The organism is Pseudomonas sp. LF-5, from assembly GCF_037626295.1.
Lineage (GTDB): Bacteria > Pseudomonadota > Gammaproteobacteria > Pseudomonadales > Pseudomonadaceae > Aquipseudomonas > Aquipseudomonas monsensis.
The window spans coordinates 1042666-1068415 of record NZ_JARKMT010000002.1; the positions used below are offsets into that span (position 1 = coordinate 1042666).

Sequence of the window (25750 nt, forward strand, 5' to 3'; positions counted from 1 at the left end):
ACGAGTAGTGATGTATGCCAGCAAATGTAGTGGTAATAGGCAGCCTGAACATGGATCTGGTCACCCGTGCACCACGGCTGCCCCGAGGCGGTGAAACGCTGATTGGCCATTCGTTTGCCACCGTATCCGGTGGCAAGGGGGCCAATCAGGCCGTGGCCGCTGCGCGGTTGGGGGCGCAGGTGGCAATGATCGGCTGTGTGGGCAATGACGACTATGGCGTGCAATTGCGTGAAGCCTTGCTGGCCGAGCAGATTGATTGTCAGGCAGTGAGCGTGGTCGAGGGCTCCAGTGGCGTGGCGTTGATTGTGGTCGATGACCACAGTCAGAACGCGATTGTCATCGTCGCCGGCGCCAACGGCGCCATGACGCCAGCGGTGATCGATCGTTTCGATGCCGTTCTGCAAAATGCTGACGTGATTATCTGTCAGCTCGAGATCCCGGATGCCACCGTGGGGCATGCGCTCAAGCGCGCCCGCACGCTGGGCAAGACCGTGATCCTCAACCCTGCGCCGGCCAGTCGTCCTTTGCCGGCCGACTGGTTCGCGGCCATCGACTACCTGATACCCAACGAGAGCGAAGCCGCGGCCCTGAGCGGTCTGCCGGTCGAGTCGCGGGAGTCGGCAGAAAAGGCTGCCAGCCACCTGATCGCGATGGGGGCAGGTAAAGTCATCATTACCCTGGGCGCCGAAGGTTCGCTGTTTGCCAACGGCAAGGGGTTCGAACACTTCCCGGCACCGAAGGTGAAAGCCGTCGATACCACAGCGGCAGGCGACACCTTTGTCGGTGGTTTTGCCGCTGCCCTGGCCGACGGCAAGTCCGAAGCCGAGGCGATCCGTTACGGTCAGATCGCCGCTGCCCTGTCGGTCACCCGCGCCGGCGCACAACCCTCCATTCCCAGCATGTCCGACGTACAGGCATTCAAACCCGCATGAAAAAGACTCCTTTGCTTAACGTCGCGTTATCGCGACTGATTGCCTCTTTGGGTCATGGCGACATGGTCGTGATCGGTGACGCTGGACTGCCGGTGCCGCCGGGCGTCGAGCTGATTGACCTGGCGCTGACCCACGGCGTTCCGGATTTCGTCAGCACCCTGAAAATCGTGCTCAGCGAGATGCAGGTGGAAAGCCATGTGCTGGCCAAAGAGATCTTCGACAAGCAGCCGACAGCGCTGACAACGCTGGATGTGTTGAATGAAGAGGGGGCGCTGGGTCGTCGCGATCTGCTCAGTCACGAACAATTCAAGGTTCTTAGCCGACAGGCTCGGGCGATTGTTCGTACAGGCGAATGTCAGCCGTACTGCAACATCGTGCTGGTGGCCGGTGTTACGTTCTAACTTTCAATTTCAAATGCACAAGGAATGCGCCATGCAACGCTATGCTCACACACTGCATCAATTGCTTCGGAGTCTGCTGCTTTTGTCCGTCATTACTGCGACCGGCGCCCAGGCGGCGGAAAAAATCGACCTGATCATTGATACTGATCCGGGCGCTGACGACGTGGTCGCCTTGCTGTTCGCACTGGCCTCGCCGGACGAGCTGAATATTCGTGCGTTGACCACCGTGGCCGGCAATGTCCGCCTCGACAAGACCTCGCGCAACGCGCGTCTGGCTCGCGAGTGGGCGGGGCGCGAGGATGTTCCGGTTTATGCCGGTGCACCGAAACCGCTGATGCGTACGCCGATCTACGCCGAAAACATTCACGGCAAGGAAGGCCTGTCGGGTGTCACCGTGCACGAACCGAAAAAAGGCCTGGCAGAAGGCAATGCGGTCAATTATCTGATCGACACCTTGAAAAAGGCCAAGCCGCACAGCATCACGATTGCCATGCTCGGTCCGCAGACCAACCTGGCGCTGGCGCTGATCCAGGAGCCCGAGATCGTTCAGGGCATTAAGGAAGTGGTGATCATGGGTGGGGCGCACTTCAACGGCGGCAACATCACCCCGGTGGCCGAATTCAACCTGTTTGCCGACCCGCAAGCGGCTGAAGTGGTGCTCAAAAGCGGCGTCAAGCTGACCTACCTGCCGCTGGACGTGACCCACAAGATCCTCACCAGCGACGCCCGCCTGAAGCAGATTGCGGCGCTGAACAACAATGCGAGCAAAATCGTTGGCGACATCCTCAACGAGTACATCAAAGGGGACATGGAGCACTACGGTATTCCGGGTGGCCCGGTGCATGACGCCACCGTCGTGGCTTACTTGCTCAAGCCGGAACTGTTTACCGGTCGTTCAGTGAATGTGGTGGTCGATAGCCGTGAAGGGCCGACATTCGGTCAGACCATTGTCGATTGGTATGACGGACTCAAGGCGCCGAAAAATGCCTTCTGGGTCGAAAACGGCGATGCCCAGGGTTTCTTCGATCTGCTCACCGAGCGGCTCAAGCGCCTGAAGTAAAAAATCCGACCCGCAGGTGCCAGCCTGCGGGTGCTACTTCCTCTCTGCGTGCTCATGCTCGATCTGTTCGGTCGGGTAGCGCTCGAAAATCTGCTTGATGAATTGCTGGGCTGCCTCGGTTCCAAGCTCCTTGACCAATAGATCGATTCCTATCAATGCCAGCTCTTCTGTGGTGTCGGGGCTATAGGAGCTGTGCCCGTCGGCCCATTTGGCTTTGATGTCGGCGTCGATGCTTACGGTCGTCATGATAAGGCTCGGGAAGTCGGGAGAAGAATGTGTCGAGTTAACCATTTTGTCGGGCGTTTGACACTGCGACTTAGGCATGACCGGAGCGCTATGCGACACTTGGTCTTTTAAGGCTTTCCAAGGATCGCGCTGTGCAGATCGATTTGAATTCCCCCGACGGCCTCACGCTGGAGGCTGTGCGCCAGTTGCTCGCCTCGGCCAGTGATGACGAACACACTCAACTGCGTGTGACCAAGGGCGGTGTCGCCTACATTTCTTCGGGCGTGACCGGCGGCCAGGATATCGACGGCTTGCTGTTTCGCCTGGAAACCTGGGCCAAGGGCTCAGGCTACGTTGGAAATGTCGCCGCCAGCGACGAGGTGTGGGTGATGCAGATTTTCAACGCGTTGAAGGACAACTGGCCGAATCCACCGTACGACTACATTGACGTGTATTGAGCGTCGTTAATATTCAGTCACGATTGATTGATGAGGAGCGGGGCGAGGCTCAGGCACACTCGGCGTTTTTCCGGTCGTGGGGCGGTCATGCTCACTGTGGTGAAACCAAACGCCGCAATGGCGGTCGCACGATCTCAGCTCAACTTTTTGAAAACAAGGAGGCTTCATGCCTTTGAAGTTCGCGACACTGGGTGCACTGATGGCCACCGCCCTGTTGGCCGGTTGCAGTACGAGTTCCAGCGAGTCGGCAAAGGATTCAGTGGCCACCGAGTCCGGTCATAGTCGCTGTGAAGCAACGGCAGCGGAGTTCGCCATTGGCAAGAAAGCGTCGCCAGCGCTGCTGGATCAGGCTCGCGCCAAGGCCGGGGCGCAAAATGCCCGCTTCCTCAAACCAACCGACATGATCACTCTGGAGTACCGCTCCGATCGCCTGAACCTGAACACCGACGCCAATCTGGTCGTCACCCGCGTCAACTGCGGCTGATCGCTGACGACTTTTGTTGCAGGCATAAAAAACCCCGTCACATGGACGGGGTTTTTTTAGTGCGCCGGGAAATTACTCTGGGCGAACTTGTGCAGCTTGCATACCCTTTTGGCCTTTCTCAGCCACGAAAGAGACGGTCTGGCCTTCTTTCAGGCTTTTGAAACCGTCGGATTCGATAGCTTTGAAGTGTACGAACAGGTCGTCACCGCCACCTTGAGGAGTGATGAAGCCGAAGCCTTTTTCATCGTTGAACCATTTAACGGTGCCGGTTTGGCGATTAGACATGGTGTATCTCCAAGAAACATATATTTTCAGTAGTACTGTGCTGCTCAGGCCAACTGGGCACACCGGAGTATCATAGTCGAAATGTTCGCTTTGGTAGCCCCCCGGACGTGCTGTTTGCCAATCAGTCGTGTTTTCTTTGCTGTCTGTTTTCGCTGAAAGCCCCGGTTTAAAAGGCTTTGAGCAGAAAGTAAAGACAATAAAAAAACCTGTAAAACCTGCATAAATCGTCTGAAAAGACCCAAATTCAGCCTGTTTCAGGGGCGCTGAGCCGAGTCAGAAGGCTTTTTTAATCACTTTTTCGCCGGTGTATTCGCCTTGCATTTGGCGATTTGTCCGAGCGCTTTCTGCTGCAGTTCAGGGGTGGCTTTGTTGTCCATCAGGGACTGAATGTCGGCTGAAGGATAGGACTTGATGGCATCAGCACCGCAAGCGCAGTGCGATTTGGCCGCAGCGGCACCAATTTGCGGAGTCGCCGCCTGGGTGCACTGTGCCATGTACTTCTCGCGCTCGCCCTTCGGCCAGTCGGCGTGGGCGCTCAGTGGCAGCAGCATGACGATAGGGGCGACTACGGCGAACAGGGTATTCAGACGCATGCGAGGATGCTCCTTGTGGGTCAATGTCTTGTTATCTGAGGGCTGAAAGGCCAATCAAGTTCAGCACTCTGGCATAAAAACAGACGATTTGCCTTCTGATCAAACAGAGGCATAAGTGACCGCTCATCTGTGCTAGCATGCCGGGCTCAAGCGTTCTCAGGCTTCGGATGACCTTCAGTCCCGGCAGCGGTCAACGTGCGAATATTTCGATTTGAATCCCAGTCACTCTGGTTCGGTTTTCCGGTTGGCCGCAAGGCTCCTGCCGCTGTAAGGCAGGCGTTCGTCATTGAATGGCCTGGATCGGATCTTGTACTGGCTCATCCCAACCCACGTGACCTTTGGTAGGGGTCACCACTAGGAGAGGAGGCGCCATGCCAACTATTACTCTTCCCGACGGCAGTCAACGTTCATTCGATCACCCGGTTTCCGTAGCCGAGGTCGCTGCATCCATTGGTGCAGGCCTGGCCAAGGCCACCGTGGCCGGCAAGGTCAACGGCAAGCTGGTCGACGCCTGCGACCTCATCGACAGCGACGCGACGCTGCAAATCATCACACCTAAGGATGAAGAGGGGCTGGAGATCATTCGCCACTCTTGCGCTCACCTGGTTGGCCATGCGGTCAAGCAGCTGTACCCGACTGCGAAGATGGTCATCGGTCCGGTCATCGACGAAGGCTTCTATTACGACATCGCCTTCGAACGTCCTTTCACCCCGGACGACATGGCCGCCATCGAACAGCGCATGCATCAGCTGATCGACAAGGATTACGACGTCATCAAAAAGGTCACTCCGCGCGCCGAAGTGATCGAAGTGTTCAAGGCCCGCGGCGAAGACTACAAGCTGCGCCTGGTCGAAGACATGCCGAACGAGCAGGCCATGGGCCTGTACTACCACGAAGAATACGTCGACATGTGCCGCGGTCCGCACGTGCCGAACACCCGCTTCCTGAAATCCTTCAAGCTGACCAAGTTGTCCGGTGCCTACTGGCGCGGTGATGCCAAAAACGAGCAGCTGCAGCGCGTTTACGGTACCGCTTGGGCTGACAAGAAGCAGCTGGCGGCATACATCCAGCGCATCGAAGAAGCGGAAAAGCGCGATCACCGCAAGATCGGCAAGCGCCTGGGCCTGTTCCACACCCAGGAAGAAGCGCCGGGCATGGTGTTCTGGCACCCGAATGGCTGGACCTTGTACCAGGTGCTCGAGCAATACATGCGCAAGGTGCAGCGTGACAACGGCTACCTCGAGATCAAGACCCCGCAAGTGGTCGATCGCAGCCTGTGGGAGAAATCCGGGCACTGGGCCAACTACGCCGACAACATGTTCACCACCGAGTCGGAAAGCCGCGACTACGCTATCAAGCCGATGAACTGCCCTTGCCACGTGCAGGTGTTCAATCAGGGCCTGAAGAGCTACCGTGAGCTGCCGATGCGCCTGGCCGAATTCGGTGCCTGCCACCGCAACGAGCCGTCGGGCGCGCTGCACGGCATCATGCGCGTGCGTGCGTTCACTCAGGACGACGCCCACATTTTCTGCACCGAAGAGCAGATGCAGGCCGAATCCGCTGCCTTCATCAAGCTGACCATGGATGTTTATCGCGACTTCGGCTTTACCGACGTCGAGATGAAGCTGTCCACTCGTCCGGAAAAACGTGTAGGTTCCGACGAGCTGTGGGATCGCGCCGAAGCCGCACTGGCCGCAGCCCTTGATTCCGCTGGCCTGCCGTACGATCTGCAGCCGGGTGAAGGTGCGTTCTACGGTCCGAAGATCGAGTTCTCGCTGAAAGATTGCCTCGGTCGCGTGTGGCAGTGTGGTACCTTGCAGCTCGATTTCAACCTGCCTGTCCGTCTCGGTGCCGAATACGTCTCCGAAGACAACAGCCGCAAGCACCCGGTCATGTTGCACCGTGCGATCCTCGGATCCTTCGAGCGTTTCGTCGGGATTCTGATCGAGCATTACGAAGGTGCATTCCCTGCGTGGCTGGCGCCAACCCAGGCAGTGATCATGAATATCACTGATAAACAGGCAGATTTTGTCGCTGAAGTCGAAAAAACTCTCAACGAAAGCGGATTTCGTGCCAAGTCCGACTTGAGAAATGAAAAGATCGGCTTTAAAATCCGCGAGCATACTTTGCTCAAGGTTCCCTATCTTTTGGTTATCGGAGATAAGGAAGTCGAGATGCAGACTGTCGCTGTGCGTACTCGTGAAGGTGCTGACCTGGGCTCGATGCCCGTCGCCCAGTTCGCTGAGTTTCTCGCGCAAGCGGTTTCCCGGCGTGGTCGCCCAGATTCGGAGTAATTATTATTAAGCGTGAACCGAGACAAGATAAACGAGCTGCACCGAAAGCGCCGATCAATGAGAATATCTCGGCACGCGAGGTTCGGTTAATTGGCGCTGACGGCGAGCAGGTTGGCATCGTCTCTATTGATGAAGCGCTTCGTATTGCTGAAGAAGCAAAGCTTGATCTGGTAGAAATCTCAGCAGACGCAGTCCCACCGGTTTGCCGGGTGATGGACTACGGCAAGTCGATCTTCGAAAAGAAGAAGCAGATTGCAGCGGCGAAGAAGAACCAGAAGCAGATTCAGGTAAAAGAAATCAAGTTTCGTCCAGGGACGGAGGAAGGGGATTACCAGGTAAAACTGCGCAACCTGGTACGTTTCCTGAGTGATGGGGACAGGGCCAAGGTATCCTTGCGATTCCGCGGCCGTGAGATGGCCCACCAGGAGCTGGGGATGGAACTCCTCAAGCGGGTTGAAGCTGACCTGCTCGAGTACGGTTCGGTCGAACAGCATCCTAAGATGGAAGGACGCCAGCTGATCATGGTCATCGCCCCGAAAAAGAAGAAGTAATCAACAGGGCACGGCAGGCCTTCTGATTATGTTTATCAACTGAATGCGGAGTATCCGAACATGCCAAAAATGAAAACCAAAAGTGGTGCTGCTAAGCGGTTTCTGAAAACTGCTAACGGTATCAAGCACAAGCACGCTTTCAAGAGCCACATCCTGACTAAAATGTCGACCAAGCGTAAGCGTCAACTGCGCGGTAGCAGCTTGCTGCATCCGTCTGACGTGGCAAAAGTCGAGCGCATGCTGCGCCTTCGTTAATTTTAGTCAAGAATAGAGGAAGTAACTCATGGCTCGTGTAAAGCGTGGCGTCATTGCCCGTAAACGTCACAAAAAAATTCTGAAACTTGCTAAAGGCTACTACGGCGCACGCTCCCGCGTATTCCGTGTTGCCAAGCAAGCGGTAATCAAGGCAGGCCAATACGCCTACCGTGACCGTCGTCAGAAAAAACGTCAGTTCCGCGCTCTGTGGATCGCTCGTATCAACGCTGGTGCTCGTGTTAACGGTCTGTCCTACAGCCGTTTCATCGCTGGCCTGAAAAAAGCGTCCATCGAGATCGACCGTAAGGTTCTGGCTGATCTGGCAGTGAACGAAAAAGCGGCGTTTGCTGCGATTGTCGAGAAAGCTAAAGCCACCTTGGCTTAAGTACCCCCGACAGTCACCCGGCCTCATCTCTGTGAGGCCAGGTGTTAAACGTCATAAATAGGGGAAGAGCCTTCAAGCTCTTCCCCTATTTTGTATCTGGAGTCTGTACATGGAAAACCTGGATGCGCTGGTCTCTCAAGCACTAGAGGCTGTGCAAAGCGCTGAAGATATCAATGCCCTGGAGCAAATCCGGGTTCAATACCTTGGCAAAAAGGGCGAATTGACTCAGGTGATGAAGACCCTGGGGAATTTGCCGGCAGAAGAGCGTCCGCAAGTCGGCGCGCTGATCAACGTTGCCAAGGAACGTGTCACAGGCGTTCTCAATGCGCGCATGGCTCTGTTTGAGGAAGCCGAACTGGCGGCCAAACTGTCTGCCGAGTCCATTGACGTGACCTTGCCGGGCCGTGGCCAGACCTCCGGTGGCCTGCATCCGGTGACCCGGACTCTGGAGCGTGTCGAACAGTTCTTCACCCGCATCGGCTACGGCATTGCCGAAGGCCCTGAGGTCGAAGACGACTACCACAACTTCGAAGCGCTCAACATCCCAGGCCATCACCCGGCCCGGTCGATGCATGACACCTTCTATTTCAATGCAAACATGTTGCTGCGCACCCATACCTCGCCGGTACAGGTCCGCACCATGGAGTCCAAGCAACCGCCGATCCGCATCGTCTGCCCGGGCCGTGTGTACCGTAGCGACTCCGATATCACCCACTCGCCGATGTTCCACCAGGTCGAAGGCCTGCTGGTCGATCGCGACATCAATTTTGCCGATCTCAAAGGCACCATCGAAGAATTCCTGCGGGTGTTCTTCGAGAAAGAACTGGCCGTACGTTTCCGTCCTTCGTACTTCCCGTTCACCGAACCATCCGCTGAAGTCGATATGGAATGCGTGATGTGCAGCGGCAAAGGCTGCCGCGTCTGCAAGCAGACCGGCTGGCTGGAAGTGATGGGTTGCGGCATGGTTCACCCGAACGTGTTGCGTATGTCCGGCATTGACCCGGAAGAGTTCTCCGGCTTTGCCTTTGGCATGGGCGTCGAGCGTCTGGCCATGCTCCGTTACGGCGTGAACGACTTGCGTCTGTTCTTCGACAACGACTTGCGGTTCCTCGCGCAATTTCGCTAGTCGTAACGAATTCTTAGGAGAGCAGGATGAAATTCAGTGAACAATGGCTGCGTGGCTGGGTTAGCCCGCAGGTAAATCGCGACGAGCTGGTTGCCCGTCTGTCGATGGCCGGTCTTGAGGTCGATAGCGTGACTCCGGCCGCCGGTGTATTCAGCGGCGTGGTAGTGGGCGAGGTGCTGAGCACCGAGCAGCACCCTGATGCCGACAAGTTGCGGGTGTGCCAGGTCAGCAATGGCGCGGAAACCTTCCAGGTCGTGTGCGGAGCGCCAAACGTGCGCCCGGGCCTGAAGATTCCGTTCGCCATGATTGGCGCCGAGCTGCCGGGCGACTTCAAGATCAAAAAAGCCAAGCTGCGCGGCGTTGAGTCCAACGGCATGCTCTGCTCGCAAGCCGAGCTGCAAGTCGGTGAAGGCAACGACGGTCTGATGGAGCTGCCGGCCGATGCACCGGTGGGCGAAGACTTCCGTGTGTATCTGGATCTGGAAGATGCCAGCATCGAGGTCGACCTGACCCCGAACCGTGGCGACTGCCTGTCCCTGGCCGGTCTGGCCCGTGAAGTCGGCGCGCTGTACGCGACTCCGGTTACCCGTCCGGTTGTGGCCGCCATTGCGGCCGTGCACGATGAAGTGCGTTCGGTAGAAGTACTGGCCCCAGCCGCATGCCCGCGTTACCTGGGGCGCGTTATCCGTAACGTCGATCTGTCCAGGCCGACGCCGCTGTGGATGGTTGAACGCCTGCGCCGCGCCGACGTGCGCAGCATCGACGCTGCTGTCGACATCACCAACTACGTGATGCTGGAGCTGGGTCAGCCCCTGCACGCTTTCGATCTCGCCGAAATCAATGGCGGCATCCGCGTGCGCATGGCGGAAGAGGGTGAGAAGCTGGTGCTGCTCGACGGTCAGGAAGTCAGCCTGCGCAGCGATACGCTGGTAATTGCCGACCACACTCGCGCGTTGGCGATTGCCGGCGTGATGGGTGGTGAGCACAGCGGTGTCTCCGCGACCACTCGCGACGTATTCCTTGAATCAGCGTTCTTCGACCAGATCGCGGTGGCAGGCAAGGCCCGTTCCTACGGCCTGCATACCGATGCTTCGCACCGCTACGAGCGTGGCGTGGACTGGCAACTGGCCCGTGAAGCCATGGAGCGCGCTACCGGCCTGCTGCTGGAGATCACTGGCGGCGAAGCCGGTCCGATCATTGAGACCGTCAGCGAACAGCACCTGCCGTCAATCGCTCCGATCACTCTGCGTGCCCAGCGCATCACTCAGATGCTTGGCATGGAGATGGACTCGGCTCAGGTCGAGCGTCTGCTCGGCGGCCTGGGTCTTGGCATTGCAGCCGATGGTGAAGGCCAGTGGCGCGTAGAAGTGCCGAGCCATCGCTTCGATATCAGCCTGGAAGTCGATCTGATCGAAGAACTGGCCCGTCTTTATGGCTATAACCGTCTGCCGGTTCGTTACCCGCAAGCACGCCTGGCGCCACAAGCCAAGGCTGAAGCGCGTAGCGATTTGCCAGAACTGCGCCGCCTGCTGGTTGCGCGTGGTTATCAGGAAGCGATCACATACAGCTTCATCGATCCGAAACAGTTCGAACTGTTCAATCCGGGCGTCGAGCCGCTGTTGCTGGCCAATCCGATTTCCAACGACATGGCGGCGATGCGTTCGTCGCTGTGGCCGGGCCTGGTCAAAGCGTTGCAGCACAACCTGAACCGTCAGCAGGATCGCGTACGTCTGTTCGAAAGCGGTCTGCGTTTTGTCGGTCAACTGGAAGGCCTGAAGCAAGAGCCAATGCTGTCCGGTGTGGTCTGCGGCAGCCGTCTGCCGGAAGGCTGGGCGCAAGGCCGCGATACCGTCGATTTCTTCGACGTCAAAGCCGACGTGGAAGCGGTGCTGGGCTTTGCCGGTGCGCTGGATTCGTTCACGTTCGCACCGGGCAAACACCCGGCACTGCACCCGGGTCAAACCGCGCGTATCGAGCGCGAAGGGCGTGAAGTGGGCTTCATCGGCGCGATTCACCCTGAATTGTCGAAAGCCTTGGGCCTGGATCGTCCGGTCTTCGTTTTCGAGCTGGTTCTGGCTGAAGTGGCGCTCGGTAAAATGCCGAAATTCCACGAGTTGTCGCGCTTTCCTGAAGTGCGTCGTGACCTTGCACTGATTGCGCACAAAGACGTCGCATCCGCGGCCGTACTGGACGTAATCCGTGAAAATGCAGGCGAATGGCTCACAGATCTCAGGCTGTTTGACGTGTATCAGGGTAAAGGCATTGATCCTGATAGAAAAAGCCTTGCAGTTGGCTTGACCTGGCAGCATCCATCGCGCACTCTTAATGACGATGAGGTGAATTCGACGACGCAAAATATCCTCACCTCGCTCGAACAAAGGTTGAACGCCACGTTAAGGAAGTGACGTATGGGGGCTTTGACGAAAGCTGAGATGGCGGAACGTCTGTATGAAGAGCTGGGCCTGAACAAGCGGGAAGCCAAGGAATTGGTCGAACTGTTTTTCGAGGAGATCAGGCACGCTCTTGAAGACAACGAGCAGGTCAAATTGTCCGGTTTCGGCAATTTCGACCTTCGGGACAAACGCCAGCGGCCTGGCCGCAACCCGAAAACGGGGGAAGAAATCCCGATCACGGCTCGCCGTGTGGTCACCTTTCGTCCAGGGCAGAAGTTGAAGGCCCGAGTTGAGGCTTATGCTGGAACCAAGTCATAACGACGAACTACCCGTCATCCCGGGCAAACGCTACTTCACCATTGGTGAAGTCAGCGAGCTGTGTGCCGTAAAGCCACACGTGCTGCGCTATTGGGAGCAGGAGTTTCCTCAACTCAACCCCGTCAAACGCCGCGGAAACCGCCGGTATTATCAGCGCCAGGACGTGCTGATGATCCGGCAGATCCGCGCGCTCCTTTACGATCAGGGATTCACCATTGGCGGCGCACGCTTGCGTTTGTCCGGTGATGAAGCCAAAGACGACACCACCCAATACAAGCAGATGATTCGGCAGATGATTGCTGAGTTGGAAGACGTGTTGGTGGTTCTCAAGAAATAAAAAGCAGCGTTTGAATACTTCCAGTTTTCAAACGCTTGCGATATATTCTTGAGCGTTCTTCGAGAAGAGGAACGATTGCAAAACCAGTCGGGGCGTAGCGCAGTCCGGTAGCGCACTAGCATGGGGTGCTAGGGGTCGAGTGTTCGAATCACTCCGTCCCGACCATATTATTCAAGGGGTTGCGAGATTTTATCTCGCGACCCCTTTCTATTTGTCCGCGTTTTTACCCCCACAAAACGGCTGGCTCTGAGTGGATTTTTCGGATGTATTACCAATAATAGGATTTTGTCCTAGGGGCGTTTGACAGGCGGATTGCTTCGGTCTATCTAGCGGCCATTCGATGATGGGATGAGAAATCAGTATCGACCAAAGGCACATTACGGCTTTCACTAGAAGAGCTATCATCCCGCCATCAGCTCAAGAGGGGCCCTCTGGCCGGCCAATTCCGGCACTCCCTTGGGCATAACGACAAGGATGGTTGCGCATGGACGACATCGTTCAGCCCCTCACGCCCCAAGAAGAAGTCCAGCCTAAAGAAGTAAAAATCCTTGCCACTTTGGTGGCGAAGCTGAACCTTGCAGATTTCCAGAACGCCATCCCTGTGATACGCGAGCTCCGCCTCTCGAACGAGACGAGTGATCGTTTCGTCAATGCGACTCTTACCCTTAGCTCGGCGCCCGAGGTATTTAAGTCCAAGATCTGGCGGATTGACGAGATCGCTGCAGATAGCTTCCGGGTCATACCTGGGCTTGATCTTGTCCTGGATGGCCCGTTGTTGAGTCGCCTGACAGAGTCAGAGATGTCGACCTTTACGTTTGTCCTCGAAGCCGATGACAAGGAAGCGGAGAGCGGTCGCAAGGAAGTTGCTCTGTTTGAACAGGTGGTAGACCTTCTGCCTAGAAACCAGTGGGGCGGCTTGCGCCATATACCAGATATGACGGCGGCTTTTGTTCAGCCAAATGATGCGGCGGTTGAAAGGTTGCTCAAACAGGCAGCCGAGTTGCTTCGTCTTAGCGATAAGCCGTCCGCACTTGACGGATATGAGGGTGGCCCCAAAAGAGCTTGGCAGTTGGCGTCGGCAGTGTGGGGCGCGGTGGCGCGCATGAAGCTCGACTATGCGTTGCCGCCGGCCAGCTTTGAACAATCAGGACAGAAGATTCGTAGCCCCAGTCAGATTGCTGACTCCGGGTTGGCTACTTGTCTCGACCTGACTCTGCTTTTCTGCGCAGCATTGGAGCAGATTGGTCTTAACCCCGTGATCGTATTCACCCATGGTCATGCTTTTGCTGGTTTGTGGCTTAAGCCAGAAGAGTTTACGACTACCGTGGTGGATGATGTCACTGCAGTACGTAAGCGGGTGAAGCTTCAGGAGCTCGTGCTGTTTGAGACCACTCTTATTACCCACGCCTCGATACCGCCATTCTCTTATGCGGTAGAGATGGGCACGAAACAGGTAGCCGAAGACGCTGAAAGTGTTTTCGAGATGCTGCTAGATATCCGTCGCGCCCGTTTGCAACGTATCAAACCGCTCGCCAGCTCAGAGGCTCAGATTGCACGTGTCGCCGTTGCTGAGTCTGATGAAGCCCCATCGCTTCTTGTGGAGGAAGGGATTGGCATCGCCGATGACAATATTAAGGTGCAGGTTGAGGATCTGTCTAAGCTCGACCCAGCAGATCGCCTCGGCCGGTGGCAGCGAAAGCTTCTGGATCTGTCGCTTCGAAATAACTTGCTCAATTTCAAAATGGGTAAGCGAGCGCTGAAGCTTGAATCTCCTGATCCCGGTGCTCTCGAGGACATTCTTGCAAGTGGACAGTCTCTGAAGCTGCTTACCAGGCCTGACCTGATGGATGGCGCAGATCCGCGTGAGCGCACACTCTATGAACAGCGTGAGCGAGAAGATGTTCGCCGTCGTCATGCTGAAGATGCTCTCAAGCGTAGGGAAGTATTCGTTGCGCTGACGTCCGCCGAAATGGATGTCCGGTTAACTGAGTTATATCGAAGCGCTCGTACTGCTTTGCAGGAGGGTGGCTCCAACACGCTTTTCCTGGCCATCGGTTTCCTTAGTTGGACGCGTGAGGATAGAGCTGGGCAGAAGTACAAAGCGCCACTGGTCTTGGTTCCTGTCACTTTGGAGCGTAAGAGCGCACGCTCCGGATTCACCATGGTGCTGCACGATGATGAGCCTCGTTTTAACCCGACTCTGATCGAGATGCTGCGTCAAGACTTTGAGCTGGGCTTAGGTTCGCTGGAGCAGGAGCTGCCTCGGGACGACTCCGGTCTGGATATCGTAGGCATTTGGAACAAAGTTGGTCATGCGATTAAGGACATCGCTGGCTGGGAGCTGAACGAGGACGTTGTGCTCTCGATGTTCTCATTTGCCAAGTATCTCATGTGGAAGGATCTTGCCGAGAATGCAGAGCACCTTCGACAGAGTCCAGTAGTCCAGCATCTTCTGGATACGCCACGCGATTCGTTCATCTCCGATACCCCGTTTCCGGAGGCTGAGTCTCTGGACCGTGATTACGGCCCGACTGATGTGTTCTGCCCACTGCCATCTGATTCATCTCAGCTTGCGGCTGTGATGGCAGCAGCCAAGGGTAAAGACTTCGTTCTCATCGGCCCACCTGGCACGGGTAAAAGCCAAACGATTTCCAACATGATCGCCCAGTCGATCGCTCAAGGGCGCCGGGTGCTGTTCGTGTCTGAGAAAATTGCTGCCCTGGATGTCGTGTACCGGCGCTTGCGTGAAATCGGTCTGGGTGAGTTCTGCCTTGAACTTCACTCCAGCAAAGCTCGGAAAACGGATGTCCTTGCTCAGTTACAGTCGGCTTGGGAAGCGAAAGGGCAGGTAGATGCTGCCGCATGGGAGGTGGAAGCGCAGCGGCTCGCGTCCCTGCGTGACAGCCTCAATATTTATGTCGAGCGTCTGCATCGCCGGCACCGCAACGGCTACACCATCTACGATGCCATCGGGACGGTGACATCGGGTGTTGATGAGGCAGTAGCTCCACTTGGTTGGCCATCTCCGGAAACGCATGATCAGAAGGCCATGCTTGAGCTTCGAGAGCTGGGCGACCGCCTTGAAGTGAACGCACAGGCTGTGGGTTACAGTCAGCTGGCAGGCAACGCTTTGTCCGGGGTAGGCCAAGCAGAGTGGTCGCCTCATTGGCAGCAACAATTCGTGCAGGCGGCTCGTGACGTGCTTCCCGCTGTGCTTGAAGTCCAGAGAGCTGCCGATCGCTTTGTTGAGCTGTCTGGGCTTCCTGTTACGGAGTACACCCCAACAGCGCTTGAGGGGCTATCGATCCTTTCTCGAGCACTTCCTGCTGCCGCTGGGCATGATTGGCGTTTCGCACTGCGCCCCGATGCTCGCTCGATTTCTAAACGTCTGAGTGACGGCTGCACTTGGGTCGACGAACACCGGGACATTAACTCCAGACTCTCATCCCTCTGGTCCTCTCGTATTATTGCTGAAGCTAAACAAGGCATTGATTTGCTGCAGCAACGCCGCGCTACGTTCGTTGATCTAGGCTCGGCCTGGCCAGAAAATGTCACTGACGTTCTCGGGCAAGCTGTCACATTGCTGTGTCAGATAGACGACCTCAAGCACCAGCTAACGGCGTCCTACGTTGATGCGATTGAAGTACTTGATACCGAACTCTTGCTGCGCGAGTGGAAAGACGCGGAGGAGTCTTTCTGGCCTAAGTCTTGGTTCGGAAAACGCCGCATCGCTGGGCTATTGGCTCCGACGCAGACGTCAACAGGTGAAGTCGACAATGGCAAGGATCTCGCTACTTGGGTAGAGATTCGGTCGGTGCGTCGAGCAATCGATGAGCTGGAGCCAGGTCATGAGTGTGTTGCTGTTTGGCAAGGTGCCAAATCCGAAGCAACGCATCTCGCGACAGCGATCAAGCTGCAAGAGGCTATGCGGCTTCAGAAAAGTAATTCTGCCTGGATCGATGACGGCTTGCAGTTGGTTGAGCAGGGCCAGCTAGGTGATGGCCTGAAGGAGGAACTCCGCCGGCTGCGTGCGCTGACTCGTCTCGATGCTGGGTTAGATGAGCTGGTTGATCTCAGCTCAGCAACTAGCTCTCTCTGGAGCGGTTTGACCACGGATATTGACGTGCTGACTGCAGCTCTGCGCTTCCAGGCTGAACGACGTGGCATAGAAGAACGCGGTCGGCTTGTCGACGACCATCCTCATGTAGAGGAGGGGCGTTGTGGCTCGTCGTTAAAAGCTGATTTTGAGTTGCTCAAGAACAGAGCAGCAGTTGAGCGAGAGTTGGTGGATCTGGCCGATCTGCGAGAAATCGTTCCTGTCTGGAATGACTTGAAAACGAAAGTTGACGTTGTGCGTAGTGCGGCAGCGTTTCAGGGGGAGATGGCTACCGCGGTGGCGAAGCTGGCACTCAATCCTGAGCAGGTCGCGGCCTACAAAACACCGCTTCAAACTCTGTTGGGGGATGGTAACGCACTACTTGAACCGGAGGCTGCTATAGCCAATGCCGGTGTTGCTCTTCGAGAAAAGCTTGAGTTGCTACAGGCGCGAGCGGCGCACCTGACGGCTGTCGGTCATTTCACCGAAATGGGCGTCATCGAAACTGCTCACCTGGCGCTAAGTGATATCAAGACAAACTGCGAAACTGTCGTCTCGTCTGAATCGCGCCTTAAGGCATGGTGCGCTTGGCGGAAGGTTCGCGATGAAGCCTACGCTGTCGGCCTGGCGCCGATTGTTCAAGCGATGGAAGCAGGAGCTATCAGCTCTGGAAAAGTCCGGCGTGTATTGGAAGTAAATTATGCCCGCTGGTGGCTGAATACGACGGTCGACAACGAAGAGGTGATCCGGACGTTCGTCAGCGTGGAGCATGAGCAACGCATTCGCGATTTCCGCGCTTTAGACGACAAGTTCACCGAGTTGACCAAAGACTGGCTCCGAGCTCGGCTGTGTTCCGACCTACCAAGCCAAGACAGTGTAAGTCGCTCTTCAGAGTGGGGAGTCCTGCGACATGAGATGGGCAAGAAGACCAAGCACATTCCATTGCGGGAGCTGATGAGTCGTGCGCCAGAAGCGCTAACCAAGCTGACTCCATGCTTGCTCATGAGTCCTCTATCCATTGCTCAGTATCTGCCTCCTGCCTCAACGCCATTCGATCTCGTTATCTTCGATGAGGCATCTCAAATACCTGTCTGGGATGCCATCGGCGCCATGGCCCGAGGGAAGCAAGTGGTGATGGTGGGCGACCCCAAACAGCTCCCTCCAACTTCGTTCTTTAACCGCGCTGAGTCGACCGCTGAAGATGAGGATGTAGAGGCTGATCTCGAGAGTATTCTGGACGAGTGCATCAGTGCCAATCTGCCAATGCGTAATCTTAACTGGCACTACCGTAGCCGCCACGAAAGTCTGATCGCTTTCTCGAACCAGCGATACTACCAGTCGAAGCTGGTGACCTTCCCATCACCGTTTACGGCCGACAAAGCAGTACGGTTATGCCCAGTCCCGGGTGTATATGACAAGGGCGGGTCGCGAACAAACTTAATTGAAGCAAGATATTTAGTTGCTGATTTGGTTGCTCGCCTACAGTCTCCGGCCTTCCGCGAAAGCGGACGGACCGTGGGGGTCGTAACCTTTAACGGCGAGCAACAGAAGCTCATCATGGACATGCTGGATGAGGCTTGCCGGAAAGACCCATCACTCGATTCGTATTTCGCTGAGTCCGAGCTGGAGCCTGTGTTCGTCAAGAACCTTGAGAGCGTTCAAGGCGATGAGCGAGACATCATCTATTTCTCGACCACCTACGGAAAAGACGCTGCCGGTGTGCTGTCCATGAACTTCGGTCCGATGAACCGCCCTGGTGGTGAGCGTCGACTGAACGTGGCAATAACCCGTGCTCGCCAGGAGCTAGTGGTGTTTTCGACCTTGCGCCCAGAGCATATTGATCTAGCTCGTACGCAAGCGATCGGGGTTCGAGATCTTAAGCACTTCTTGGAGTTTGCAGAGCGTGGCCCACGGGCTCTCGCAGAGGCTGACTTTGGTAGCGTGGGTAGTTTCGACAGCCCATTCGAAGAGGCGGTTGCAGCGGCCTTGGCTAAAAAGGGATGGCAGATATTTACCCAGATTGGCGTTTCCTCCTTTCGAATAGACCTTGGGGTTGTTCACCCTGATGCACCTGGACGGTACCTTGCCGGGATTGAATGCGACGGTGCTACCTATCACCGCAGTGCGACCGCTCGTGATCGTGACAAGCTCCGTGAATTTGTACTGCGTGGACTTGGCTGGGAGATCGTTAGGATATGGTCGACGGACTGGTGGGTTGATGCAATTGGAACTGCCGAAAAGGTACATCAACGGCTGAACGAGATTCTAGCGGATTCCCGAGCCAAGCAGGCTGTCATCGATGCAACTCAAGAGGCAGAGCGACTGAAAATCGACGCAGCTATGGCTGAGGTCATTGAGGTAGCAAGTCAGGTTACTGTGGTCGCCACAGTGGATAGTGTGGCCGAATCCAATGACCCCTCAGGTGCGTTGCCTGATTTGAAGTACGCCAAGGCTGCATCTATCACACCAGATGAGGATGTCCTGGCTTTTGCTCGTCCCCTTGAATATTTGATTTATAAAGAAGCCGACCCTCGTCAGGCGGTAGGGTTGGTCGATCCAGATCAGTTCTTTGAGGCGAGTTACACGGAAACGTTGGAGCAGATGATTGCTCATGTCGTAGCGGAAGAGGGACCGGTTCTAGACACGGCGCTCGCAAGGCGCATTGCCCGTGCTCATGGCTGGGTACGAACCGGCTCACGGATACGTGATCGCGTTGACCAAATTGCCCGGGCACGATTCCGTTCACATGAAGAGGAGCAGACAGGAGTCTTCTTCTGGCCTACTCATATCGAGTCGGATACCAGTGTCGTCTTCCGTAAGCCCGGCGACGAAGATTCCACGAGAGGGCTATCTGAAATCTGCCTGCCAGAACTGCGTGCTTTGGTTGATGAGATGGTGCAACGGGGGCACGAAGGGGAGTCCTTGATATACGCGGTCGCGAAGGAAGCTGGTGTAAGCAAGCTTGCTCATGCAGGACGTCAGCGAATTGAGAAGGCCATACGCCAAACGGCGGAGTAGCGAGAAGAAAGGGGGGCCGTGAAGGTACCCCTTATTTGTGAATAAATGGCCCTGCCCTCCTTCTGGGTTCCCTGGTATTTTCAGTTTCCAGGTGTTCAGATGATTCAGGCAGAACCAGGAGGTATGTTAATGTGCTATCACATTAACGGTATGGAGAGTCGTGATGGGTTGGAAAGGGACTGTACGTTCGCTGCAAGCGTCTGCGCGGCGATCAGAGCGCAACGCTCATCGCCGGCAGCGTGAACTTGAAAAACGACAGAAAGAGTACGCAAAGATGGAAGCGCTGGAACAAGCAGCGTATGAAGTTGAGGTGTACGAAAATCACATAGATGTCCTCCTTTCGATGCACAAGGAGTGTGCAGAGCCTGTGAAATGGAAGCGGCTTCTCTCCAATCCTGAACCTAGACAGCCACTCAAGAGCAATACTCTTGAGCAAGAAGCTACGCATGCTGCTGCTACATATCACCCCAATTTCTGGGCTCGGCTCTTCAAGCTAGAGGCTCGTCAGCGAGTAGCCCTTGTAGGCAAGATTGGCACCGCGCAGGAGGAAGACGAGAGGCAATATCAGGCTCAGCTTGTTGAATGGAAAACTGCCCATACCGAGTGGGCAGGGGAGAGGGACATTGCGATCCGTATCCTTGATGGTGACCGTCAGGCCAAGCTAGATGCCATCGAAGCTTTCGAATCGTTTGCAGAAATATCACACCTCGGCTCAGCTATTCAGATGATTGTTCATGAAGGTGGTGTCCTAGAAGCCAAAGTCGCTATCCATGGCTCCGATGTGATTCCGACCGAAATCAAATCTCTACTCAAAAGCGGCAAGCTGTCGACCAAAGCTATGCCTGCTGGGCGGTTCAACGAACTTCATCAGGACTACGTGTGCAGTTGCGCCCTGCGAGTAGGTCGAGAGTTGTTGGCAATCCTGCCGGATGACCTGGTCATCGTCACCGCTCTGGACAATGTGCTCAACAGCTCGACAGGTCATATGGAGGAGCAGCCGATTCTGAGTGTTGCGTTCTCTAGGCCAACTGTTGACGGGCTTAACCTCGAAACCATCGATCCGTCTGATGCGATGAAGAATTTTGTCCATAACATGAGCTTCAAAAAGGGCGCTGGATTCTCGGCCGTTGCCACCCTTGATGCTCAGCGCTTCGCCGTAGTCGTATAACTGAATCATCTGAGAATCCAGAGAATGCCATGGCAAACATGAAAAAAATTGGCTTGTACACAGGCATATTGGGGGCTTTGGCATCAGTGGTGGCGCTCGTCCTGCCGACCCCGGCGGTTTCGCACAGCTCCAGCGGCAACAACAGTCCGGTCATTTCTGGCAATGGCAATAACGTCAACTATCAATCCGGCTTTCCCGATCTTGAAACGATAAGAGCCCAGCGTCCCAATATTAGTGATCAACAATACGCTGCAATTAAGCCCGGCATGACATATGAACAGGTGCTGGACATCGTCAAGATTCCCGGTAAGGAGGCCGTCAGTGGCGGCAATGTGCAGATCTATACGTGGGGGACGGAGGTGTACGTATATATGGTGGTGACCTTGGTGGACGGCAAGGTTCAATCCAAATCTCATTGATGTGATGTCCGCAGATCCGGTCTCTATTGTCGGCGGTGCTTCTTCAGGCTGGGGATTAGGAAGGTGTTTTTGGTAAGGGCTTTGCAAGAGCTTGACCTTGCTTGGTAGCACGGTCAATACAGTCGATACGTTGATAAGTGTCGACTACGTTAGTCCTCTGAGAGAAGCGATTACAGGATCTTCCATCACGGTGAGTAGAATTTGACGCATGCAGTTTAGTTACAAAACTATTGATTCCTGCAAGGAACGCACAGCATTGGAGCAGCATGGACAGAACTCTCCCTATCACCATTGACGAATCTACGTGGCCGGGCCCTGGGGTGCCTCCTCTTTTTCCTAAGTCTTTCAAAAAGGGGCGTAGTCATTACGATTTAAATATACCGTCAATGCTCCTGATGATCGGCTATCTGACGACGCCAGCGGCGACGACGGGAGTCACGCTGAGTGAGTTCTGGGCATGGGTTAGATATCTAGCAGCAATCACCCCTGGTGATACGGAGATGAAGCTAACGCATAGCTTTGCGGAGCTTGACGCTCACCAGAAGACTATCTTGAGCGATGACTTCGGCATGGGAGTATCTATGCTATGGCTCACAGATAAACTAGATCTAGATCTGATCGTCGACGGCCGTTATTTCATGCAGCAGTACGCGGCGTCATTGCTTGTAACTCAACGCCGAGTTGCGAAACGAGGGCCCAACAAGACTCCCGATTTCGTAGCCAGGGATACAAGAGGTCGATGGCATGTCATCGAATGTAAGGGGACCCAGTCGGGAGTTGACTACAGCGAGCGGCAGCTCTCAGGAGGGATAGCTCAGAAGCAATCTCTGCTTTTTCCCAAAGGACACGTCGGACAGCGTCTTGTATGCGGGCTCACTATTGGCATCGAAGGAGCAGAAGGAAGCCGTCTGAAAGTGATTGACCCCGTCCCAGATGAGCCAGTCGAGATTTTGTCACAGGATCTACCAAACGCAACTGACGCGGCTACAAGGGGTGTCATGTCCAAGCTATTACGAATGGCAGGGTTCGAGATCTCAGCAGAGGCTGTCGCTTCGCCGTCTGGGAAGGTGCTAGCTTGGGGAGGAAAAGAGACACGAGCAGCAGAAGATAAGCGTCACCAGTTGATAAAAGAGCGTGATGCGATAGCGCGAGCCGAGTTGAGTGATGCTGATAGTCACAAGAGGCTGTTTGATGAAAGGTTCATTGGTCGTGAAACGCGTATTGAGCTCCCTCGGGCAATTCGAGTGGGGGGCGACTTTGTATCCCACGTCATCGTGCGACAAGGCATCAACCGCGATGCTGTGAGTGAGCTTGCCGAGCAGCCAACAATCGTTGAGCTCATTAAGAATTCTGAATTCGATTGGCCAGAATTGATTGGCCGGAACAGAACTACATCAGACGGTTTCTCAGCCTCGCTGGACATCGGCAAGCTATTCCGTGCCGAGCTTATTCTGCGCCGCTAGAGGAGGCGGATCGAAACCAGATACTGAAATGCCCCCTGGTTTCTTAGGTGCTTCTCAATAATTGCTTTTGGCCGTTTTTGCCCGTCACAGCATTGTACTCAAAGGGTAGCCTGTCGCGAAGAGCCGCAGTCGACCCAAAGCGGTCGGTGCGACAGAGACGACAAAGCAAGCTTCCAACAACGATTGTCTGTCAATCAAATACCCGGAAAATTTTAAACTTCATGAATGCAGAGCCAGAACCTACGGAGATCGACTGTGAACTCGATCCAAATGATAAGTGCTACGTGTGCCGAAATGTCTATGACGAGAAGGAGACTCGGAGACACGAGGAGCACATCATTCAAAACGCAATTGGAGGAAAGTTAACCTCTAATCGCATTTTATGCGAAGAATGCGGGGGGAAGCTTGGCGATCTCATTGACACCCCGTTTTCTAGTGAATTGGTGCTGTTCAATATATTACATGGAACTAATCGAGACAGGGAATCCAGCAAAAGCGGTGCCAAGGTCGAAGTGCTGACTAAAGTCAAGCCTGAATTCTCGGAGTCCACGACTTACCGATTATGCGAGGATTATCGCGTTCTACCAAATCGCCCAATATTTTTCCGTGACGAAATAGAGAAAACCATAACGGTTGTTGCCTCCACTCCCAAACAAGCGACAGACTTTTCCAAGAGTAATTCAATACAGCAGCTAGCTAAGGCGGGATACACCATACGGCAAGAAGACGATGTGGGGAATTATGCAGAAAAATTCATATTTAAATTTGATTCTAATTCGTTAGCTATTATTCGTGGTGTATCAAAAATCGCATTAGAGTTCGCTCTTCATTCTGGCGTCGAAATTCGTTATCTCGAAGAGTTCATCGTTTCTTTTCTAGACGCTTCAGATACTGAAAAAATTCAACAGTTAGTGGCGCAATACTATCCAGTAACAGATGAAGAGAAAATATACGAGATCAATAAATATAAACACGAGGATTGGCATCCAAATCATCAGATTACATTGTTCTCAAATGGAAGCGATCTTTACTGCTATGTTGAGCTTTTTGGGGCTATTCAGAAATACATTCACCTCTCATGTAAGTATGGTGGTAAAAAAATTCTGGCGCGCTTCACGCAACGTGTTAAAAGCTGGGATTTTAATCCCGCCGACTGGACTGGTGGTCCGAAAGAACTTCATATGTTTGCGGGCCAATTTGGAGTTCAGTTCTATGGTCGGAGTTTGATGGACGTCGAGAGGGACGTCATTCATCAAGCTCGTATCAGATCCTATGCCTTAGATCCTGAAATCCAGATCAATAAGGTAGAGGTCATCATGCAAGCGCTCATCCATTACATAGTTTCGAACATTAAGGGGGTCCCAATTGTAGACGAGCTACTTGAAAAAAGCGTGAGTGCGGACCAAACATTCGGACTTTCGATGCTCAGCAAACTAAAAGATAATCCTATAGCCGCTTTGACAATGATCCGAAAGAGCTACTGGCATTTTAGAGCCAAGGCAAATATGGATTGCTGTCCGACCCTAGCTAAGAAAATTGCCCCGGATGTCTTGGATCAGTATGCCAGGTTCAAGCTTTACGAAAGTCTTTGCAGTGTTGCGAAAGAGCAAGAGTTTACTATCTACGAACCGCATACCGGCATAGATGGTTACGTAAAATAGCGTGTAGTCACCGGACTAGGCGAGTTGTCACTGTTGTGCAGGCGCTCGCCAAAAGCTACTTGTGGCCGATTCTGTTGAAAAAGTCGGCTGGCCCAAACTATACGCATATTGACTCATGAAAACGGTGCTTTTACGCGCTGTTACCTAAAATTCGAGCCCGGAAGCCTCTGCCGAAAATAAAAACGCCTCTTCTCTTCGGCATAGTCGTGATGTGGTTGATGGCGCATCACCCGCGAGCCTGCCAGCACATGGCTTTCGCAGCGGTCGATGACGTCTAGACTGACCTCCAAAGCTCGTATCATGGTCAAGCGAGTGTGGCGCAGTGGCGTCCTGTCGCCGTTGTGGCCGTCGGCACAGACCTCAGTGTCGTCGTGACGCCATCGTGAGAGGGCTTTGCGGTTTTTGAACCGGGTCTGGCGATCGCTGGCCTGTTTACTCACCACCGTTGTGTCCACATGCCCTTCACCTTGTTTGTTCGGAAAACACCACCTGGATGCTCCCGTCAGAGTCTTGAGTTCCTGAAAGAAATGCAGGGCGAAGGGGGAGAGGAAAACACGGTGGTCCTGTTTCTTACTCCGAGTGTCTTTGACGTTTTCGTTGGAGGAGAATAAGGTCTACCGGTCAAGATCGAAATTTTTCCATTCGGCCGGCAGCAACTCGCCAATATGGCATGGCGTGCCTAGGCTGATCCAGAGAGCGAGTTGAGTTTCTTTCTTCAGTGGTCGAATGCCGTCGTATTTTTGGCCCGCGGGGAGGGCGTTGTAATCGGCGGTCATTTGCTGGAAGCGGTTGTGCAGTTCCAACAGCTCAGCCGGGGAAAGGATGCGGCTTCTTTCCGCTTCGTAGTCGGCAGGGATCAAGGGGGAGATGTCGACCAGTTCAGTCGGATCACCTTCAACCAGTAATGCTCGCCGGTTGGCGCTTTCTCGCCCAACTGAACATTTGGGTGATGTCGGCGAAGAAGCTGATGGCTTGCCGGTGAGCACTACGGTTGAACACAGCCCGGATCAGGGTCCGAACATCGTGTTCGGACACATTATTCACCGCTGTCCTACCGAGTGCTGGCAACAGGTCCTTGTTGAAGCGTCGTTGCAATTCCGCATTGCCATCTTTTCGTGCGACGCGATCCAACAGCCAGGCCTTAGCCAGATCTTGGACGGTCAGCGTTTGCACCTTCGACGTGTTTACTTGTTCGGCCTCGACGTTGGCCGCGGTATAGGCCTGTGCCTTGGCGCTTTTCTTGTGTTCGTTGGGATTAATCTGCTGATCTATGAGCGCACGGGCCTGGTTGCGCGCCTTGCGAATGTCCGTCAGGGATTTGCGCGGCCTAGATCCACAGGAGTACTCTTTGTTCTGGTCGCCCCAGCGATACCGATAGAAAAAGCTGACCGACACACCGTCCTTACGCATTGAGATTCGACCGACCAGATTGCCATCCTCCCGCAGGATTCGACCGGCATCGTTGGCGGTCAGCGACTCGAGTTCTTTTATGGTGATTTTGGCCATAAAATCGGTTCCCCCTACTTTTCCCCCCACAAAAACGTCGGCTCTTGATGGACGTTACTGGACCTTTGTGGAGCAGAACTCCGCTGAAACTCAAGTAAATACTAGCTTTGAATATTCCAGAGTGAAATTTTGAAAGCTTTCAAGAAGTATGAAAAAGCAGATGGGGTGCTAGGGGTCGAGTGTTCGAATCACTCCGTCCTGTAGTGGTCTAATGATTCCGGACATCCATTTAGGCGAGAATGCTCGCCAGAACGAGGTGTCAGATGACCAAACAACGCCGTACCTTTTCCCCTGAATTCAAACGCGAGGCTGCCGACCTCGT

The 25750-nt window shown here is 54.7% G+C and carries 21 protein-coding genes, 1 tRNA gene and 1 pseudogene; 19 read left to right on the plus strand and 4 right to left on the minus strand.

Going from position 1 to position 25750, the window contains the following annotated elements; all coding sequences use genetic code 11:
• The first annotated feature begins 14 nt into the window (after nt 1-14).
• Genes rbsK through PseuLF5_RS11865 form a run of 3 tightly spaced genes read left to right on the plus strand, consistent with a single transcriptional unit; the run spans nt 15 to nt 2393 of the window.
• On the plus strand, nt 15-932 hold the full coding sequence (gene rbsK, locus PseuLF5_RS11855; RefSeq protein ID WP_123463362.1) for a ribokinase: 918 nt from the start codon (nt 15-17) through the stop codon (nt 930-932).
• Nucleotides 929-1333, plus strand: a complete 405-nt coding sequence (gene rbsD, locus PseuLF5_RS11860; protein ID WP_123463360.1) for a D-ribose pyranase — start codon at nt 929-931, stop codon at nt 1331-1333. Before rbsK ends, rbsD begins: the two co-directional genes overlap by 4 nt.
• A 31-nt stretch (nt 1334-1364) precedes the next feature.
• Nucleotides 1365-2393, plus strand: coding sequence for a nucleoside hydrolase (locus PseuLF5_RS11865; RefSeq protein WP_123463358.1), 1029 nt, complete (start codon nt 1365-1367; stop codon nt 2391-2393).
• A gap of 33 nt (nt 2394-2426) precedes the next feature.
• Here PseuLF5_RS11865 and PseuLF5_RS11870 read toward each other — a convergent pair whose 3' ends face one another.
• Nucleotides 2427-2639, minus strand: coding sequence for a hypothetical protein (locus PseuLF5_RS11870; protein WP_123463356.1), 213 nt, complete (start codon nt 2637-2639; stop codon nt 2427-2429).
• 131 nt (nt 2640-2770) lie between these two features.
• Between PseuLF5_RS11870 and PseuLF5_RS11875 the strand changes: the two genes are divergently transcribed.
• Both PseuLF5_RS11875 and PseuLF5_RS11880 read left to right on the plus strand, forming a co-directional pair.
• On the plus strand, nt 2771-3076 hold the full coding sequence (locus tag PseuLF5_RS11875) for a hypothetical protein (RefSeq protein ID WP_123463354.1): 306 nt from the start codon (nt 2771-2773) through the stop codon (nt 3074-3076).
• A 166-nt stretch (nt 3077-3242) separates the two neighbouring features.
• Entirely contained in the window at nt 3243-3560 is a 318-nt protein-coding gene (locus PseuLF5_RS11880) for an I78 family peptidase inhibitor (protein ID WP_336347778.1), read from the plus strand.
• A 72-nt stretch (nt 3561-3632) separates the two neighbouring features.
• Here PseuLF5_RS11880 and PseuLF5_RS11885 read toward each other — a convergent pair whose 3' ends face one another.
• Both PseuLF5_RS11885 and PseuLF5_RS11890 read right to left on the minus strand, forming a co-directional pair.
• Complete coding sequence (locus PseuLF5_RS11885) at nt 3633-3845, minus strand: cold-shock protein (protein ID WP_003179963.1); 213 nt, start codon at nt 3843-3845, stop codon at nt 3633-3635.
• Nucleotides 3846-4135: 290 nt separating this feature from the next.
• On the minus strand, nt 4136-4438 hold the full coding sequence (locus PseuLF5_RS11890; RefSeq protein ID WP_123463350.1) for a hypothetical protein: 303 nt from the start codon (nt 4436-4438) through the stop codon (nt 4136-4138).
• A 371-nt stretch (nt 4439-4809) separates the two neighbouring features.
• Between PseuLF5_RS11890 and thrS the strand changes: the two genes are divergently transcribed.
• The 14 genes from thrS (at nt 4810) to PseuLF5_RS11960 (ending at nt 23922) form a co-directional block, all read left to right on the plus strand.
• Complete coding sequence (thrS, locus tag PseuLF5_RS11895; protein ID WP_128614034.1) at nt 4810-6732, plus strand: threonine--tRNA ligase; 1923 nt, start codon at nt 4810-4812, stop codon at nt 6730-6732.
• Nucleotides 6732-7283 (plus strand): translation initiation factor IF-3, encoded by a 552-nt coding sequence (gene infC / locus PseuLF5_RS11900; protein WP_123463346.1) that lies wholly within the window; start codon nt 6732-6734, stop codon nt 7281-7283. The genes thrS and infC overlap by 1 nt, the downstream gene beginning before the upstream one ends.
• A gap of 60 nt (nt 7284-7343) precedes the next feature.
• Complete coding sequence (gene rpmI / locus PseuLF5_RS11905) at nt 7344-7538, plus strand: 50S ribosomal protein L35 (RefSeq protein WP_002553160.1); 195 nt, start codon at nt 7344-7346, stop codon at nt 7536-7538.
• 28 nt (nt 7539-7566) lie between these two features.
• Nucleotides 7567-7923: a 50S ribosomal protein L20 gene (gene rplT, locus PseuLF5_RS11910; protein WP_002553161.1), complete on the plus strand. Its 357-nt coding sequence runs from the start codon at nt 7567-7569 to the stop codon at nt 7921-7923.
• Nucleotides 7924-8032: 109 nt separating this feature from the next.
• On the plus strand, nt 8033-9049 hold the full coding sequence (pheS, locus tag PseuLF5_RS11915) for a phenylalanine--tRNA ligase subunit alpha (protein ID WP_003226365.1): 1017 nt from the start codon (nt 8033-8035) through the stop codon (nt 9047-9049).
• A gap of 26 nt (nt 9050-9075) precedes the next feature.
• Entirely contained in the window at nt 9076-11454 is a 2379-nt protein-coding gene (gene pheT, locus PseuLF5_RS11920; protein ID WP_340133593.1) for a phenylalanine--tRNA ligase subunit beta, read from the plus strand.
• 3 nt (nt 11455-11457) lie between these two features.
• Nucleotides 11458-11760: an integration host factor subunit alpha gene (gene ihfA / locus PseuLF5_RS11925; protein WP_002553164.1), complete on the plus strand. Its 303-nt coding sequence runs from the start codon at nt 11458-11460 to the stop codon at nt 11758-11760.
• Nucleotides 11741-12097: a MerR family transcriptional regulator gene (locus PseuLF5_RS11930; RefSeq protein WP_003179985.1), complete on the plus strand. Its 357-nt coding sequence runs from the start codon at nt 11741-11743 to the stop codon at nt 12095-12097. Before ihfA ends, PseuLF5_RS11930 begins: the two co-directional genes overlap by 20 nt.
• An 88-nt stretch (nt 12098-12185) precedes the next feature.
• A tRNA-Pro gene (locus PseuLF5_RS11935) sits at nt 12186-12262 on the plus strand.
• Nucleotides 12263-12581: 319 nt separating this feature from the next.
• Nucleotides 12582-19211, plus strand: a complete 6630-nt coding sequence (locus PseuLF5_RS11940; RefSeq protein WP_340133595.1) for a DUF3320 domain-containing protein — start codon at nt 12582-12584, stop codon at nt 19209-19211.
• Between the two features lie 163 nt (nt 19212-19374).
• On the plus strand, nt 19375-20379 hold the full coding sequence (locus PseuLF5_RS11945) for a hypothetical protein (RefSeq protein ID WP_340133596.1): 1005 nt from the start codon (nt 19375-19377) through the stop codon (nt 20377-20379).
• Between the two features lie 29 nt (nt 20380-20408).
• Nucleotides 20409-20798 carry a hypothetical protein gene (locus PseuLF5_RS11950; RefSeq protein WP_041478560.1) on the plus strand — a complete coding sequence of 130 codons (390 nt, stop codon included), beginning with the start codon at nt 20409-20411 and terminating at the stop codon, nt 20796-20798.
• 266 nt (nt 20799-21064) lie between these two features.
• A complete protein-coding gene (locus tag PseuLF5_RS11955) occupies nt 21065-22261 on the plus strand; it encodes a hypothetical protein (protein ID WP_237143818.1) in 1197 nt (398 codons plus the stop codon).
• A gap of 221 nt (nt 22262-22482) precedes the next feature.
• On the plus strand, nt 22483-23922 hold the full coding sequence (locus PseuLF5_RS11960; RefSeq protein WP_340133598.1) for an HNH endonuclease: 1440 nt from the start codon (nt 22483-22485) through the stop codon (nt 23920-23922).
• A 185-nt stretch (nt 23923-24107) separates the two neighbouring features.
• Here PseuLF5_RS11960 and PseuLF5_RS11965 read toward each other — a convergent pair.
• Nucleotides 24108-25428, minus strand: a pseudogene (locus PseuLF5_RS11965) (tyrosine-type recombinase/integrase); the annotation flags it as partial.
• Between the last annotated feature and the right edge of the window lie 322 nt (nt 25429-25750).

Excerpts from the sequence above, each read along its gene's own strand:
- PseuLF5_RS11960 (WP_340133598.1), top strand. The coding sequence starts at position 22,483 with ATGAATGCAGAGCCAGAACCTACGGAGATCGACTGTGAACTCGATCCA.
- PseuLF5_RS11940 (WP_340133595.1), top strand. The coding sequence starts at position 12,582 with ATGGACGACATCGTTCAGCCCCTCACGCCCCAAGAAGAAGTCCAGCCT.
- thrS (WP_128614034.1), top strand. The coding sequence starts at position 4,810 with ATGCCAACTATTACTCTTCCCGACGGCAGTCAACGTTCATTCGATCAC.
- PseuLF5_RS11885 (WP_003179963.1), bottom strand. The coding sequence starts at position 3,845 with ATGTCTAATCGCCAAACCGGCACCGTTAAATGGTTCAACGATGAAAAA.
- pheT (WP_340133593.1), top strand. The coding sequence starts at position 9,076 with ATGAAATTCAGTGAACAATGGCTGCGTGGCTGGGTTAGCCCGCAGGTA.
- PseuLF5_RS11865 (WP_123463358.1), top strand. The coding sequence starts at position 1,365 with ATGCAACGCTATGCTCACACACTGCATCAATTGCTTCGGAGTCTGCTG.
- rplT (WP_002553161.1), top strand. The coding sequence starts at position 7,567 with ATGGCTCGTGTAAAGCGTGGCGTCATTGCCCGTAAACGTCACAAAAAA.
- rbsD (WP_123463360.1), top strand. The coding sequence starts at position 929 with ATGAAAAAGACTCCTTTGCTTAACGTCGCGTTATCGCGACTGATTGCC.
- PseuLF5_RS11870 (WP_123463356.1), bottom strand. The coding sequence starts at position 2,639 with ATGACGACCGTAAGCATCGACGCCGACATCAAAGCCAAATGGGCCGAC.
- PseuLF5_RS11945 (WP_340133596.1), top strand. The coding sequence starts at position 19,375 with ATGGGTTGGAAAGGGACTGTACGTTCGCTGCAAGCGTCTGCGCGGCGA.
- rbsK (WP_123463362.1), top strand. The coding sequence starts at position 15 with ATGCCAGCAAATGTAGTGGTAATAGGCAGCCTGAACATGGATCTGGTC.
- pheS (WP_003226365.1), top strand. The coding sequence starts at position 8,033 with ATGGAAAACCTGGATGCGCTGGTCTCTCAAGCACTAGAGGCTGTGCAA.
- PseuLF5_RS11950 (WP_041478560.1), top strand. The coding sequence starts at position 20,409 with ATGGCAAACATGAAAAAAATTGGCTTGTACACAGGCATATTGGGGGCT.
- PseuLF5_RS11880 (WP_336347778.1), top strand. The coding sequence starts at position 3,243 with ATGCCTTTGAAGTTCGCGACACTGGGTGCACTGATGGCCACCGCCCTG.
- ihfA (WP_002553164.1), top strand. The coding sequence starts at position 11,458 with ATGGGGGCTTTGACGAAAGCTGAGATGGCGGAACGTCTGTATGAAGAG.
- rpmI (WP_002553160.1), top strand. The coding sequence starts at position 7,344 with ATGCCAAAAATGAAAACCAAAAGTGGTGCTGCTAAGCGGTTTCTGAAA.
- PseuLF5_RS11930 (WP_003179985.1), top strand. The coding sequence starts at position 11,741 with ATGCTGGAACCAAGTCATAACGACGAACTACCCGTCATCCCGGGCAAA.
- PseuLF5_RS11955 (WP_237143818.1), top strand. The coding sequence starts at position 21,065 with ATGGACAGAACTCTCCCTATCACCATTGACGAATCTACGTGGCCGGGC.
- PseuLF5_RS11890 (WP_123463350.1), bottom strand. The coding sequence starts at position 4,438 with ATGCGTCTGAATACCCTGTTCGCCGTAGTCGCCCCTATCGTCATGCTG.